Genomic DNA, 15,227 nt, shown 5'->3' with positions numbered 1-15,227 from the left:
GGTTGGCCACAAAACGGCTTCGATCCGCTTCTTGCGCATTGCTAATAAATTAAAAATGCAAAAAATCGCAAATACTTGCAACATATTGCACAACAATGCACCATGTGATGCATGTATTGCTGCTGAGGCTCTCTATGCCATCTCATCTTGACCTGAATAATCCTGATACCCGTCAGGCCCTGCTAACGGAAAAACTAGGACAGGGACCATTGGTGGCAAAGGCCCTGGCTGAGGAGTTTGGCGTCTCACCGGACACCATACGCCGGGATTTAATCGCCCTGGAATCCATAGGCTTACTGAAAAGAGTAAAAGGCGGCGCGTTACCGGTAAATCTTCCAGCGGTGCCAATGCACCAACGCATTACTCAACCTGAAAGCTGGTTACAAAGGCTCCCCGAAGTGATAGATGATCTGGTCCATAAAGCAGATACCCTGTTTCTGGACGGCGGTGTGTCGGTACTGCATTTTGCCAAAGCACTACCACGGGATTTTTGCGGATTGGCTATTACCCCATCACCATATGTGGCCATTGAGCTACAGAGCAAAGCTATCGACACTATGCTGATTGGCGGAAAACTGCATGGACTGGGAGGGATAGCATGTGGTGCCGATACGGTAGCGCAATTACAGACCTGCGCCGCTGATCTGTGCATATTGGGCACCTGCGGGCTGGATCCGCAATTTGGTCTGTCAGCCGATGATCTTGCCGAAGCCAGTGTCAAACGACAAATGGCGCTCAATGCCAGCAAAGTGATAGCTCTGTCGGGCGTCGAAAAACTGCACAGCCGGGCCAGGCACAAAGTACTAAGCTGCGAAGAGTTGGATGTGTTGCTAACCGACGCAACCCAGGAACAGTGCCAGACATTCTTATCCAAAGGCGTGGAGGTTGTTTATGTCTGAGCGGCACAGCCCCAAGCTCGCGGTGTCCGTTGTATTTTTATTTAATGGCGCATTATTTGGGGCCTGGGCATCCAGGATCCCTTCCCTTAAACAAGGTTTACATCTGTCCGCAAGCGAACTGGGCATGTTGTTGTTGCTATTGGCTCTGGGGGCTATTTTGGCCTTTCCTCTGGCTGGTTATCTGTCTGACCGCCTGGGCGCAGCAAGACTCAGTAAAGTGCTAGCCCTTATGGTTTGCCCGGCATTGGTAATGGTGGGCATGGCCAGCAATGTTCTTTACCTGGCAACTGCACTCTTTCTGTTTGGCGCCTTACATGGTGCGTTGGACATCGCCATGAATAGCTGGGCCAGTGAGGTAGAGAAATCACTGGGTCGTTCAACCATGTCATTCTTCCATGCCATGTTCAGTGTTGGGGCCGGTATAGGGGCTGGCTTGGGCTCACTTTCAGCCTGGCTGGTATTGCCCTACCTGGAGTTTTTTATTCTTATCGTTCTGATACTCCTGCCACTGCTGAGATTGTGTTGGATCCCATGGCAATTCCACAAAACAGATCCTCAAGCCAGTAAAGGTGGTTTTCAGCTCCCCAGAGGTAGTCTCCTGGTAATTGCTTTGGTCGCCTTGTGTTGTGCCATAGGAGAAGGCGCTATGGCGGATTGGAGTGCGGTTTTTTTGACTGATGTACTCAATAGCGATCATGGCCAGGCCGCCATGGGCTATGCATTATTTTCTGTCGCTATGGTTGCAACCCGGCTGATGGGAGACGGGTTGGTAAATAAAATTGGGGCAAGCCATACGGTCAGATTTTGTGGTGGTGCCGCGCTGCTCGGTAGTTTACTGCTGTTGACATCCCAGACTCTTTATCAGGCTTATGCCGGACTGCTATTGCTGGGGGTTGGCTATTCTATTGTAATGCCATTGGTATACGCCAATGCAGCGAACAATACACAAATGAAAGCCGGCGCCGGACTTGCCAGTGTCGCCACCTTTGGCTATGGCGGTATGTTACTCGGTCCGCCATTGATTGGCTTTATCGCTGAGTGGATTGGATTACGTCAGACCTTTGCACTGTTTGTTTTACTTGCCCTGGCGGTTGTGGCTGGTGCCTGGGCATTCAATCAGGAAAAAACGCTGGCATGTGCCAACCAAACCAATGGTTAACACTGACCAGACGTTTTTTGCTTTGCCAAAGTCAACTTTTTGTTTACCAGCGACGTTGGGCGGGATCGCGATTGTCTTTTTCAAACTCGGTCTGCGTTTCTATCTGCTGAGGTTCACAATGGGTTTTAATTGACGATTCCACTTTGGCATCTTCATCCAGGCGAATACTGGCTTCATATTGTTGCTCAAGATTGCCATTGCAAGGATTCACTTCCATTCCCATTTGCTGCATTTTTTCCCGTTCTGTCTGACTCACGCAGGCACTGAGTAAAATCAGACCAGTCAGGACAAACAATACTCTCATTTTAACAACTCCAGACTAAATAGCCGCCCATCATCGGCTATTTGTCGTATTACTTCAACGATTGACAGAAAACTGTTACAACATAACATTTCATAGCTACATAATCCCCCCTCAAATTAACGCCCCCCTAACAATAAAGATAACGGAGAAGCACATGCGTTATTCCATGCTCGCGGTTGCCATCAGCACCAGTTTATTCCTGACCGCCTGTTCAGAGCCACCGACAAACCATACGCAAAGCACATCACAAACCGCCGCTGCGCAGCAAATCAATCCGCTGCTGAGTGCCAGCCCCCTGCAATATCAGGCGCCTGACTTCAGCCAGATTAAAGATGCGCACTTTTTGCCCGCCTTTGAACAAGGAATGGCAGAGCACCTTCAGGATATTCAGGCGATTATTGATAGCCCAGAGCCCGCCAGTTTCGACAATACCATTGTGGCGATGGAAAAAGCCGGCCCCCTGTTAACCCGCGTCTCACGTATTTTCTTTAATCTGGTTGGCACCGACAGCAATGAAGCACGACGTGCTCTGCAAAGTGAGCTGGCCCCCAGATTGGCCGCCCACTCGGACAATATCAACTTAAATGCGGCACTGTTTGCCCGGGTGGAAAGTGTTTATCAACAGCGGGACGCATTGAAATTGGATGCAGAATCTGCGCGCTTGCTGGAAGTTTATTACCAACGCTTTATTAAAGCTGGCGCCAAGCTGACCGAACAACAGAAACTTGCCGTACGTGCCCTGAATGAAGAGCATTCCAAGCTGACTACCCAATTTAGCCAGAACCTGCTGAAACTCAGTAAGGCTATTGCGGTAGTGGTGGAAGACAAACAAGATCTGGACGGATTGTCAGACAGTCAACTCAAAGCCGCGGCGACAGCGGCCGAAGCAGCAGGTCACAGTGGTAAATATCTGCTGAGTATCACCAATACCACGCGCCAGCCTATTCTGGCATCACTAAACAACCGGGCATTGCGTCAGCAGGTGTGGGAAGCATCAGCGTATCGGGGCACTGACGGCGAACTGGACAATCGCCCGCTGGTAGCCAGACTCACCCAGATCCGCGCTCAAAAGGCAGCCTTGCTGGGCTACAACAACTGGGCCGAATATCAGCTTGAAAACACCATGGCTGAAACGCCAGCCAATGTCTTTAACATGCTCAATTCCATGGTACCAGCGGTAGTGGCCAATACCCAGGCAGAGCAAGCGGATATCCAGGCCATGATCCAACGTGAGGGCGGCAATTTCGAGGTGCAGCCCTGGGACTGGGCCTATTACGCTGAAAAAGTTCGCCAGGAAAAATACGACTTAGATGAAAACGAGGTACGTCAGTATTTTGAATTCAACCGGGTTTTGCATGACGGCTTGTTCTACACCATGAACCGTCTGTATGGCATTCGCTTTGAGCCCAGACCTGACTTACCGGTTTACCATCCAGATGTTCAGGCCTTTGAAGTTTTTGATCATGGCGGTAAAAGCCTGGCGATCTTCTATGCGGATTATTTTGCCCGAGAAGGTAAACGCGGTGGTGCCTGGATGAGTTCCTTTGTCGGGCAATCCAACCTGCTTGGACAGACGCCGGTTGTGGTCAACGTGATGAATATTCCCAAAGCACCTGAAGGTGAACCTACCTTGGTGAGTTTTGACCATGTCACCACCATGTTCCATGAACTTGGGCACGGTATTCACGGTATGTTCTCCAAAGTGAAGTATCCGTCACTGGCCGGTACGGCGGTATCCCGCGACTTTGTGGAATTCCCATCTACCTTTGAAGAAGACTGGGCCGCCCTGCCTGAAGTACTGGCCAACTATGCCCGTCATTACCAAACCGACCAGCCGATTCCTGCCGAGTTACTGGAGAAAGTAATGAAGGCCAAGAATTTTAACATGGGCTTTGACACCCTCGAATATATGGCTTCGGCCTTGCTGGATATGGAATGGCATTCGCTGGCAGCCGATGCACCACTTCAGGATGTGCAAGCGTTTGAGGCCAAGGCACTGGCAAAACATGGAGTAAACCTGCCTGCAGTGCCACCGCGTTATAAATCCACCTATTTCTCACATTCCATCGGAGGCGGTTATTCTGCTGGTTACTATGCCTATATGTGGAGTGAAATTCTGGCGGCCGATGCTTTCGCTTATCTGCGTGAACGCGGCGGCTTAACCCGCGAAAATGGCGAGTTGTATCGTAAACATATACTGGAAGTGGGCAATTCCCGCCCGCCAATGGAGTCTTATATCCAATTCCGCGGTCAGGAACCCACGACAGATGCACTGCTGATTCGTCGTGGCTTAAAAGCGCAGATTGACTGAGTCGATCTCTGCAGTTGTCGGCGAGTGCTCCGTGCTACGCCGACAAGCGACCACCATGGAAGGTGGAAGTGCAAATTACGCAGGAGCAGTTATTTGCCGACCACCATGGAAGGTGGAAGTGCAAATTACGCAGGAGCAGTCATTTTCCCATCCATCCCTGGATATCGCCGACGAATGCTCCTGCAACGTCGGCATACGACCACCACGGACGGTGGAAGTGCAAATTACGCAGGAGCAGTTATTTGCCCATCCATCTCTGGATATCGCCGACGAATGCTCCTGCAACGTCGGCATACCATCCATCCCTGGATATAAAAGCGTCTTTGGCGGTTTTATACTTTTAAATCGTTCTGTCTTAAGTCGCTTAGAAAAAGCTGTAAACCAGAGTCACCGATGTCTGGGTGTCCAGTTCTTCCACATCGTCCGCCACATCGGTGTTGTGGTTCAGTATCAGTGCAACCTTCATGGCCAGCGAGCCATTGATTTGTGCCGATAAAGAGGTTTCTGACTTGGACTTGGTGTTGTCACTACCCACTTCCGTACTGAACAACTGGCGGAAATTAGCGGTGTCGGAAATCTTCCACTTGTAATCCAACGCACCACGCACAATGGCACCATTGGCACTTTCACCGGTATCCCGCTCAGCAAAAGAATAACCCGGACCTATGCTGTAGCTAAACGCCGAAACATCGTTTTTCCACAGCTGATGGGCCCAACCACCAGCCACTGTGGCCTGATATTCAAAGCCACTGAAGCGGTCATCTTCGTAGGAACCAAAGGCGAAGACCCGGTGGTCAGGGTTTTCTAACTTGTAGTTACCCTGTGCAGAACCAAAGATTTTCTGTGCCGTGGTTTCAGACACTTTATCTTCGTCGATGGTTTTCTCGTCTTTCTTATAGAAACCTTCGACTATGTAATCGTTGCTCCAGGATTCCAGCTCCTGATGCGCATTCAAACGCCCTTTAAAACTGGTCGCTTTGGTATTACCCGTGGTTGAAATCAGTCCCAACTCCCCATCCAGACTAAAGGGCTTTTCCGCTTCTTCAGGTACGCTGACATCCGCAGCAAATAAATTATCCAATGCATCGGCCTGGGCGGCAGATGCGACAAACATAGCGGCAAATACAGTTAAAGCGGATTTTTTCATCATCAGGCGGGTCCTCATAAGCTCTCAGGCGGCAATTGTAACTAAATCACGGATTTTGTCTCAGCTTTTTTCGTATGTTTTTTAATCGAATGGTAAATTATTCCCGTATTTACCAGATACATACGAATTCAGGGTGCGCAACAAATGCCTCACCAAACACCATATGCTCTCATTAGCGCAATAAAAAGGGCGCTTGTGCGCCCTTATCATGTTACTGCGACTCAGGCTTTCGATGCCTGATAAATGCTTTCGATAGCCTTGTCCAAGGCAGAATCGAATTCTTCCTGAGACTGCTTAGCCGACAAGCCCTCAGTCAGGGCGCGGGAAAAGCTGGCGATCATGCCCTGATTATGACTCAGCTTAAGATTCGCATCATCACGGCTGTAGCCGCCAGACAGCGCCACAACACGAATTACATTGGGATGTTCAATGCACTCGCGGTAGAAATTGTCTTCGTTTGGCAGGGTCAGTTTCAGCATGACTTTCTGCTCGGCTTCCAGTTTATCCAGCTCGGCCAGCAACGCCTGCTTTAACAAGGCTTCGGCTTCGGCTTTATCCGGGCAGTGAATATCCACTTCAGGTTCAATAATGGGTGTCAGGCCGGCCGCCAGAATTTGCTTACCCACTTCAAACTGCTGAGCCACCACGGCACTGATACCCGCCGCATTGGCCTGCTTAATGACCGAACGCATTTTGGTGCCAAACACTCCCTGGGCCACGGCTTTACTCAGCAACGCATCCAAACCTGGCATTGGCTTCATCAATTGCACGCCGTCAGTCTCATCCAGCAAGCCTTTGTCCACTTTCAGGAAGGGCACAACTTGCTTTTCTTGCCAAAGGTAACGCGAAGAGGGTTTACCTTCGATTTCGCGGTCCAGAGTGTTTTCAAACAGGATGGCACCTAATACCCGGTTACCGGCAAAAGCACGGCTGGTAACAATACGGGTACGCATCTGGTGAACCATGTCAAACATCTGTTCATCCCCTGACCAGTCTGATTCGCTCAAACCGTAAAGTTTCAGGGCTTTCGGGGTACTGCCGCCACTTTGATCCAGTGCAGCGATAAAACCGTCCTGGTTAAGTACTTTGTTCAGCATTTCTGTCTTGGCTTCGGCTGCCATCGGCAACACTCCTTTTTGGTTTCGGCCCAAAGGCCTGGGTACTATTGATGTTCTATCTCAGTGAGGGCTGAAGCCCTTCTTATCATCTTTATTCGAATAAATTCGAACCTACAAAGCGCGTTTTTCCAGCATGGCCACGGCTGGTAATACCTTGCCTTCCAGGAATTCCAGGAAAGCACCACCGCCGGTAGAGATATAGGATATCTTATCGGCGATGGCGTATTTATCTACCGCCGCCAGGGTGTCGCCACCACCGGCAATAGAAAATGCCTGACTTTCAGCAATGGCCAGCGACAAGGCCTTGGTGCCACCACCAAATTGATCGAACTCGAATACGCCCACCGGACCATTCCAGACAATAGTGCCAGCCTGCTTAATCAGCTTAGCCAGAATCTCGGCGGTCTGTGGGCCAATATCAAAGATCATATCCGACTCACTGACGTCGTCCACCTGCTTATGGGTAGCCAGAGCGGATTCGGAAAATTCCTGGCCGACAATCACATCTACCGGCACCGGAATATCGCCACCACTGGCCTGTGCTTTAGCCAACAGTCGCTGTGCCTCAGGGATCAGATCAGCTTCATACAGAGATTTACCTACAGGCTTGCCGGTAGCAGCAATAAAGGTATTAGCAATACCACCGCCGACAATCAACTGGTCTACCTTATCTGATAAGGTCTCCAGTACAGTCAGTTTGGTGGATACCTTAGAGCCACCAACAATGGCCAACAGCGGCCGGGCTGGGTTGTCCAGTGCTTTACCCAAGGCATCAAGCTCAGCCGCCAGCAGCGGACCGGCACAGGCCACAGGGGCATATAAACCAACGCCATGGGTTGAAGCCTGCGCGCGATGGGCGGTACCAAAGGCATCCATGACATAGATATCACACAGGGCGGCATATTGACGGGACAACTGTTCATCGTCTTTGCCTTCGCCCTTATTGAAACGCACGTTTTCCAGCACCACCAGCTCACCCGCCTCAACTTGCAGACCGTCAAGGTAGTCTTTGGCCAGGCGTACCGGGCAGTCCAATGCGGATGCCAGGTACTCCACCACCGGTGCCAGGGAATACTCTTCTTCCACCAGGCCCTCCGTGGGACGACCAAGATGCGACATCACCATCACTCTGGCTCCGGCTTTCAGCGCCAGTTCTAATGTTGGCAGGGACGCTCTAATACGGGCATCTGAAGTCACCTTGCCGTCTTTCACCGGTACATTCAGATCCTGGCGAATCAACACGCGCTGACCAGCCAGATCCAGATCTGACATTTTCAAAACCTTCATGGCATTTCTCCACATTTTGCAATATTGCACGGCGGACTGCCTGTCCACCGCAGGATTCTTTGTGCCTAGCGACAGCCCCTGGCCATCGCTAATGCGGTATCTAACATACGATTCGCAAAGCCCCACTCGTTATCACACCACACCAGGGTTTTTACCAGACGTTTATGACTCACTCTGGTCTGAGTGCCATCCACTATGGCCGAGTGCGGATCATGGTTAAAATCCACCGACACCAGAGGTTCCTCGGTATAGCCCAGAATACCGGCCAACCGCCCTTCACGCGCCTGCATCAGGGCCTGGTTGACTAACTGGATATTCACATCGGTATCCAGAGTGACACTGAGATCCATGGCCGTGACATTGATAGTAGGCACTCGCACGGCAATGGCTTCAAACCGCCCTGCGAATTTTGGCAAAATACGCTCAATACCCCGTGCCAGTTTGGTGTCCACCGGAATAATCGACTGGCTGGCGGCTCTGGTGCGGCGCAGGTCGGCATGATAGGCATCGATAACCTGCTGATCGTGCATAGAGGCATGAATAGTGGTAATAGTCCCGCTGTCCACACCAAAGGCCTGATCCAACGCCTGGATCACCGGCACGATACAGTTGGTGGTACAGGAACCATTAGACACAATGCGATGCTCAGGGTTGAGCAAGTGGTCATTGATGCCGTAAATCACTGTGGCGTCTACATCGGTATCGCCGCTGCAGGGCTGCGAAAACAGTACCTTGCCAGCGCCTTGATCAAGATGAGCCTGACCGGATGCGCGCTCACCAAATACACCGGTGCATTCCAACACCAGATCAACGTCAAGTTCAGACCAGGGCAGCTCGCTAATGTCGGCCTTATTCAATAGTTGAATACTATCACCAGCCACACACAGCTTATCGCCCTCAAGAGAGACCGCGAAGGGAAAACGACCATGGGAGGTATCGTACTTGAGCAGATGCGCAATACCTTCAGGTTTGGCCAGCTCATTAATAGCCACAATCCGCACTTGGTCGTTGCGACCGGTTTCATATAAGGCCCGCAGTACATTGCGGCCTATGCGTCCGAAACCATTGATAGCAATACGTAACATTCAGGACGACTCAGTGTTGTTCACGCCGGCATCACACCGGCGAGACAGAGAAAACAAAGGGCTCGAGCGCAGAATGAGCACATTCGGCGCCATCAAAGCGCCCGTATTGTACGTTTTTGTTTATTCGCCAAGCAAGGACAAGGCGGTTGCCACCACATTTTCCGTTGTAAAGCCGAAGTATTTCAGCAGCGCACCACCCGGAGCCGACTCACCAAAGCTGGACATGCCCACCACTTTGCCGTTCAGGCCCACATATTTGTACCAGTAATCCACATGCGCGGCTTCTACGGCCACCCGGCGGGTGACGGCGGCAGGCAAGACGGCTTCTTTATAGGCCGCGTCCTGGCGCTCAAATACCGAGGTGCTGGGCAAAGACACCACGCGAACCTTATGACCCTGCTCGCTTAACTGCGCCGCAGCTTGCACGGTGATATCCACTTCGGAACCTGTGGCAATCAACAGCAAATCTGGCTGACCATCACAGTCTTTAAGGATATAACCACCACGGGCAACATTGGCAAGCTGTTCATCGCTACGCGCCTGAGCGTTAAGGTTCTGGCGGCTGAAGACCAGTGAGCTTGGCCCGTCACGGCGTTCCAGGGCTGCTTTCCAGGCCACCGCAGTTTCGGCGGCATCACAAGGACGCCAGGTATCCATATTCGGAGTCAGGCGCAGGTTAGCCACTTGCTCCACCGGCTGATGGGTGGGGCCGTCTTCGCCCTGACCAATGCTGTCATGGGTATACACGAAGATATTCGGCACTTTCATCAAAGCCGACATACGCACGGCATTACGGGCATATTCCATAAACATCAGGAAGGTGGCGCCGTAGGGTCTGAAACCGCCGTGCAGACCAATGCCGTTCATAATCGCACTCATACCAAACTCGCGCACACCGTAGTAGATGTAGTTGCCGCTGGCATCATCCGCCGTCAGGCCTTTGGAGCCGGACCATAGCGTCAGATTGGAACCGGCCAGATCGGCAGAGCCGCCAATCACTTCTGGTAACAATGCGGCAAAGGCTTCAATGGCGTTTTGCGAAGCCTTGCGGCTGGCAATATTCTCGGCCTTGTCCTGGCACTGGCGAATAAAGGCATTGGCCTTATCGCTGAAATCGGCAGGTAGTTCGCCAGCCAGACGGCGTTTCAGTTCAGCCGCCAGCTCCGGATAGGCACTGGCATAAGCGTCAAACTTGGCGTTCCAGTCCTGCTCCAATCTGGCACCTTTATCTTTGGCATCCCAACCGGCGTAAACCTCGGCCGGAATATCAAAAGGTGCATGGGGCCAATTAAGAAATTCACGGGCCGCGGCAATTTCATCGTCGCCCAAAGGCGCACCATGACAATCATGGCTGCCGGATTTATTCGGCGAACCAAAGCCAATAATGGTTTTAGTACAAATCAGCGTCGGTTTGTTGGTTTCTGCCCTGGCCGCTTCGATAGCGGCTTTTACCTGTTCAGGGTCATGCCCGTCGACGCTTTCAATCACATGCCAGCCATAGGCGCGGAAGCGCTCTGGTGTATTGTCGGTAAACCAGCCTTCCACGTGCCCGTCAATGGAAATACCGTTGTCGTCCCAAAATGCGATCAATTTGCCAAGACCCAGGGTGCCAGCCAGTGAACAGGTTTCGTGTGACACCCCTTCCATCAGGCAGCCATCGCCCAAGAAGCAGTAAGTAAAATGGTCAATAATGTCATGACCATCACGGTTAAATTGTGCCGCCAGGGCTTTCTCAGCGATAGCCATACCCACCGCATTGCTGATACCTTGCCCCAATGGTCCGGTGGTGGTTTCTACCCCTGGAGCATAGCCATATTCAGGGTGACCTGGGGTTTTGGAATGCAACTGGCGGAAGTTTTTCAACTCTTCCATTGGCAGGGCATAGCCGGTCAGATGCAACAGCGAATAAATCAGCATCGAGCCATGGCCGTTAGATAGCACAAAGCGGTCACGGTTGGTCCAATCGGGATTGGCCGGGTTGTGATTTAAAAAATCACACCACAGGACCTGGGCAATATCTGCCATGCCCATTGGGGCACCTGGGTGGCCAGACTTGGCTTTTTGCACCGCATCCATGGATAAGGCACGAATGGCATTGGCTAATTCGCGACGAGCGACTTGTGACGATTGGGGCATACTGACTCCTGCTAACAGGCCCTCTACGCGGCCTGGACTGTTCTTGGCAAAAACGGGCACCTATTCTTACCCAGCCCCGGCTCAACTGCAACGCCCTTGGCAGATTACGCAATGCCAAAGGTGAATATGTTATTGCCTCAATGTTATTACTAAGAAATGTCATGGCTGATATTCGAAAAGGTCGTAACACACCATGAAGACAATCAATGTCTGCTCACAAGGGGCTGTGAGTACCTTGCAGTAACGGCGCAATTTTCCCTGCAGATTCCTCCCCTGCGAACGAGGCCGTTGTATCTATTCCGGGAGTGCGGCTTGTGGCAAGCAAAACTGACACAGACATTTAGACGTCTAGAAGTAAAGACTGGTTTTTTTAAATCACTTGGGTAAAATGCGCGGTAATGTGGCCGTTAACCTATCGGTCAGTAATGAATTTGTGAATGAGGAAGAATTATGGCCAAGCATCTGTTTACCTCAGAGTCTGTATCCGAAGGTCATCCGGATAAAATTGCCGATCAGATTTCTGATGCGGTTCTGGATGCCATTCTGACCCAGGACCCGAAGGCCCGTGTCGCCTGTGAAACCTATGTTAAGACAGGTATGGTACTGGTCGGTGGCGAAATCACTACGTCAGCCTGGGTGGATATTGAAGAGCTGACCCGCAAAACGGTGCGGGAAATCGGCTATGTGCATTCAGATATGGGTTTTGATGCTGACTCCTGCGCCATTCTTAACGCTATCGGCAAGCAAAGCCCGGATATCAATCAGGGTGTAGACAGAACCCGCCCTGAAGAACAGGGTGCCGGCGATCAGGGCCTGATGTTTGGCTATGCCACCAATGAAACCGACGTATTAATGCCTGCGCCTATCACCTACTCGCATCTGCTGGTTAAACGCCAGGCCGAAGTGCGTAAAAACGGCACGCTGAACTGGCTGCGCCCCGATGCCAAGAGTCAGGTGACCTTTGTGTATGCCGATGGTAAGCCAGTGGGTATCGATGCGGTGGTGTTATCCACCCAGCATTGCGATTCCATCAGCACCAAAGACCTGCAGGAAGCGGTGATGGAAGAAATCATCAAACCCGTGCTGCCTGGTGAGTGGCTGACCAGTCAGACTAAATTCTTTATTAACCCCACAGGTCGCTTTGTGATTGGTGGCCCAATGGGGGATTGCGGACTGACCGGCCGTAAGATTATTGTTGATACATACGGCGGTATGGCCCGTCATGGCGGCGGCGCGTTTTCCGGTAAGGACCCATCCAAGGTGGATCGTTCTGCCGCCTACGCTGGCCGTTATGTGGCCAAGAACATTGTCGCAGCGGGATTGGCGGATAAATGTGAAATTCAGGTCTCTTACGCCATAGGTGTGGCAGAGCCCACTTCTATCAGTATTGATACCTTCGGCACTGGCAAGGTGGATGAAGATACTCTGATTGCACTGGTACGTGAGCATTTTGATCTGCGCCCTTACGGCCTGATTAAAATGCTGGATCTGGAACGACCTATCTATCAGGCCACCGCCGCTTACGGTCACTTTGGTCGCGAAGAGTTTCCCTGGGAAGCCACCGACAAGGCAGAGGCCCTGCGCAGCGCGCTATAAAACTCAGAACGCGTTCAAATCAAACGCCGGGATTCCCCGGCGTTTTATTATCCGCTCATCAGCCACTCAAGACCATCGGCCAGCTTAGTGACACCGCGTTTTTGCCAGGCACGGGCTGATGTACTTAATAAGCGATCTTCCCATTCAAACAGCCATTTACTGCACTGATAGCTTAAATACGGCCAGGGCTCAGATTCCCAACGTCGCAAAATATCCGATGCTTTGCCCCGGTGCGCCCAGGGCATTGTGCACAGTTCGCCGGCAGGTGCCAAAATAAGTTCGGCCAGGGTTTTAGCCAGTAACTTACTGGCCCCCACCCCTTCACCACCATAGCCACCGATTAGGCCCACACCACTGTCAGGATCATAAATTGCGTGGGGACGAAACTGGCGTGACAGCGCCAGTGAGCCCCCCCAGCCATGGGTAACTTGTACATCGGTCAACTGTGGAAAAAAGGCATGTAACAATCTGACCCGCAGATCAAATTCATCGCCTTGCGGCAAGGCATCCAATGCTCTTGGTGTAAAATCAAATTCGGTCCGCACTTTTGCGCCAAACCCGTACCCGCCGCGCGCGCCAAACACCAGGCGCCCGTCGGCCGTTCGCTGTCCATAGGTAATTAAACGCGAGGCGTCAGCAAAGGTCTGACTGCTGTCAAGACCGATACTGCGCCATTGATGCGGGTTCAGAGGCTGAGTAGCAATCAGCATGCTTTGCACGGCGAGGGTGGCGTGGTTATCCAATCCCAACAAACGCTGATATGCTTCCAAAGCAGACACTATCACCGGTGCACGCACTTGTCCCAAGGGGGTTGTCACCCGATTTTTGCTTACACGACAAACCGGGCTTTGTTCAAAGACCAACACGCCGCATGCCATTACCGCCTTAGCCAGTCCACGTACAAGCTTAAGAGGATGCACCCTTGCACAGTGGCGGAAAAACAGCCCACCTTGCACATTGGGCAGGTGCAATTGTCGTTGTGCTTCTTGTGCGCTGAGCCATGTTACATCTTGCTCGTCAAAGCCCACGGCCTGATAATGTGCCAGTTCCTGACGCAAACGATGGATTTGCTCTGGGTATCGACAAGCAAGTTGCAAGTTACCACCGTGCTGAAAATCACATTCAATTCCCATGTTCTTAAGTTCAACCACAGCCTCCGCAACAATGCCGGTGACTAACTTTCTGGCTCGGCTTTGACGTTCGCCATCAAGTTGCTGCAGATAGTGTACGTCACCACCGAACCCACCGATTAGCCAACCACCGTTGCGTCCCGACGCTCCTAATCCTGCTACACCGGCCTCCAGTATCACTACCTTAAGGCCAGGGTCCAATTGGCGCAGATACCAGGCCGTCCATAAGCCTGAATACCCGGCGCCGATAATGACCACATCCGCCTCTTGCTGCCCTTGCAAAGGTGCGCCAGGTTGAATAGCTTGGCCCAATGTGTCGTACCAAAGGCTGGCTTGTAATCCTTCTGTCCATCCGTTGTTGGCTTGAATGACCATTAATGCTTACTCAACAGATAACCACCAAAACCCAGCATCATTGCACCGCTCAGCTTAGTTAAAAGCGGTATCGCAGATTTTTGCGAAAGCCGCTCGGCCAAGCGTGCTGCCAGCAATGCATAAGTCACTTTGACGCCGCCAACCGCACATATGGTAATCCATACCAGGCTGGCCATGTCCATCAGGGTTAAACGGTCCAGGTCGACAAAAACCGGAAACAAACTGGCATAAAAGAATATGGCCTTAACATCGGCCAGGGTCAGCAATAACCCGCTGACAAAGCTGCTCCCTCCCCTTTGGCTTTCACCCTGCCACTGTCCGGGGCCCGAGCGTAGCAATTGCCAGCCCAGCCACAGCAAGTAGCCGCCCGCTAACCAGCGAACGACCTGAAACACGTCACCAAGCCAGTGTGACAGTGACGACATCCCCACAATGGCCAACCAGGCAAAAAGCAGGTCGCCACAAAGGATCCCCAAGGCTACCCATATACCCTGCCTGGGCCCTTGGCTGATACTGCGGGTGATGACTAAGGCCACACTGGCACTGGGTAGCGCAGCGAGGCCCGCCATAGATAAAAACAACATCAGCATTTGCAGCCAGGTCATAAGGCTTCCTTAGAATTCCCATGGGATTCTGGTAATTGTTGTGCGGCTGGGCAAAAATAGCCTCAGGCATTCCAT

At 51.9% G+C, this 15,227-nt stretch carries 12 protein-coding genes; 4 read left to right on the top strand and 8 right to left on the bottom strand.

Going from position 1 to position 15,227, the window contains the following annotated elements:
• Positions 1 to 134: 134 nt before the first annotated feature.
• The gene (locus CSR04_RS19545) at positions 135 to 899 is read left to right on the top strand and encodes a DeoR/GlpR family DNA-binding transcription regulator (RefSeq protein ID WP_172449437.1); all 765 of its coding nucleotides are present in this window, start codon (positions 135 to 137) and stop codon (positions 897 to 899) included.
• The gene (locus tag CSR04_RS19540) at positions 892 to 2,058 is read left to right on the top strand and encodes an MFS transporter (protein ID WP_102798014.1); all 1,167 of its coding nucleotides are present in this window, start codon (positions 892 to 894) and stop codon (positions 2,056 to 2,058) included. Before CSR04_RS19545 ends, CSR04_RS19540 begins: the two co-directional genes overlap by 8 nt.
• 43 nt (positions 2,059 to 2,101) lie before the next feature.
• Here the strand turns inward: CSR04_RS19540 and CSR04_RS19535 are convergent, their stop codons facing one another.
• A complete protein-coding gene (locus CSR04_RS19535; protein WP_102798013.1) occupies positions 2,102 to 2,362 on the bottom strand; it encodes a hypothetical protein in 261 nt (86 codons plus the stop codon).
• A 154-nt stretch (positions 2,363 to 2,516) separates the two neighbouring features.
• On the opposite strand from CSR04_RS19535, the gene CSR04_RS19530 reads away from it, so the two are divergent.
• Positions 2,517 to 4,673 carry a M3 family metallopeptidase gene (locus CSR04_RS19530; protein WP_102798012.1) on the top strand — a complete coding sequence of 719 codons (2,157 nt, stop codon included), beginning with the start codon at positions 2,517 to 2,519 and terminating at the stop codon, positions 4,671 to 4,673.
• A 364-nt stretch (positions 4,674 to 5,037) separates the two neighbouring features.
• Here CSR04_RS19530 and CSR04_RS19525 read toward each other — a convergent pair whose 3' ends face one another.
• From CSR04_RS19525 to tkt, 5 genes are all read right to left on the bottom strand, one after another.
• Entirely contained in the window at positions 5,038 to 5,787 is a 750-nt protein-coding gene (locus CSR04_RS19525) for a DUF481 domain-containing protein (RefSeq protein ID WP_425427711.1), read from the bottom strand.
• A gap of 254 nt (positions 5,788 to 6,041) precedes the next feature.
• Entirely contained in the window at positions 6,042 to 6,941 is a 900-nt protein-coding gene (locus CSR04_RS19520) for a fructose bisphosphate aldolase (RefSeq protein ID WP_102798011.1), read from the bottom strand.
• A 108-nt stretch (positions 6,942 to 7,049) separates the two neighbouring features.
• Positions 7,050 to 8,225, bottom strand: coding sequence for a phosphoglycerate kinase (locus CSR04_RS19515; protein WP_102798010.1), 1,176 nt, complete (start codon positions 8,223 to 8,225; stop codon positions 7,050 to 7,052).
• A 65-nt stretch (positions 8,226 to 8,290) separates the two neighbouring features.
• Positions 8,291 to 9,310, bottom strand: a complete 1,020-nt coding sequence (epd, locus tag CSR04_RS19510; protein WP_102798009.1) for an erythrose-4-phosphate dehydrogenase — start codon at positions 9,308 to 9,310, stop codon at positions 8,291 to 8,293.
• Positions 9,311 to 9,430: 120 nt separating this feature from the next.
• Complete coding sequence (gene tkt, locus CSR04_RS19505) at positions 9,431 to 11,446, bottom strand: transketolase (RefSeq protein WP_102798008.1); 2,016 nt, start codon at positions 11,444 to 11,446, stop codon at positions 9,431 to 9,433.
• Between the two features lie 450 nt (positions 11,447 to 11,896).
• On the opposite strand from tkt, the gene metK reads away from it, so the two are divergent.
• Positions 11,897 to 13,042, top strand: a complete 1,146-nt coding sequence (gene metK / locus CSR04_RS19500) for a methionine adenosyltransferase (RefSeq protein ID WP_102798007.1) — start codon at positions 11,897 to 11,899, stop codon at positions 13,040 to 13,042.
• A gap of 47 nt (positions 13,043 to 13,089) precedes the next feature.
• Here the strand turns inward: metK and CSR04_RS19495 are convergent, their stop codons facing one another.
• Positions 13,090 to 14,547, bottom strand: a complete 1,458-nt coding sequence (locus CSR04_RS19495; protein ID WP_102798006.1) for an NAD(P)/FAD-dependent oxidoreductase — start codon at positions 14,545 to 14,547, stop codon at positions 13,090 to 13,092.
• On the bottom strand, positions 14,547 to 15,152 hold the full coding sequence (locus tag CSR04_RS19490) for a LysE family translocator (RefSeq protein ID WP_102798005.1): 606 nt from the start codon (positions 15,150 to 15,152) through the stop codon (positions 14,547 to 14,549). Before CSR04_RS19490 ends, CSR04_RS19495 begins: the two co-directional genes overlap by 1 nt.
• Positions 15,153 to 15,227: the final 75 nt, after the last annotated feature.

Origin of the sequence: Bowmanella denitrificans, assembly GCF_002887595.1 — a bacterium.
GTDB lineage: Bacteria > Pseudomonadota > Gammaproteobacteria > Enterobacterales > Alteromonadaceae > Bowmanella > Bowmanella denitrificans.
The sequence above is the reverse complement of the archived record's forward strand: the minus strand, read 5'-3'. Positions and strand labels throughout refer to the sequence as shown.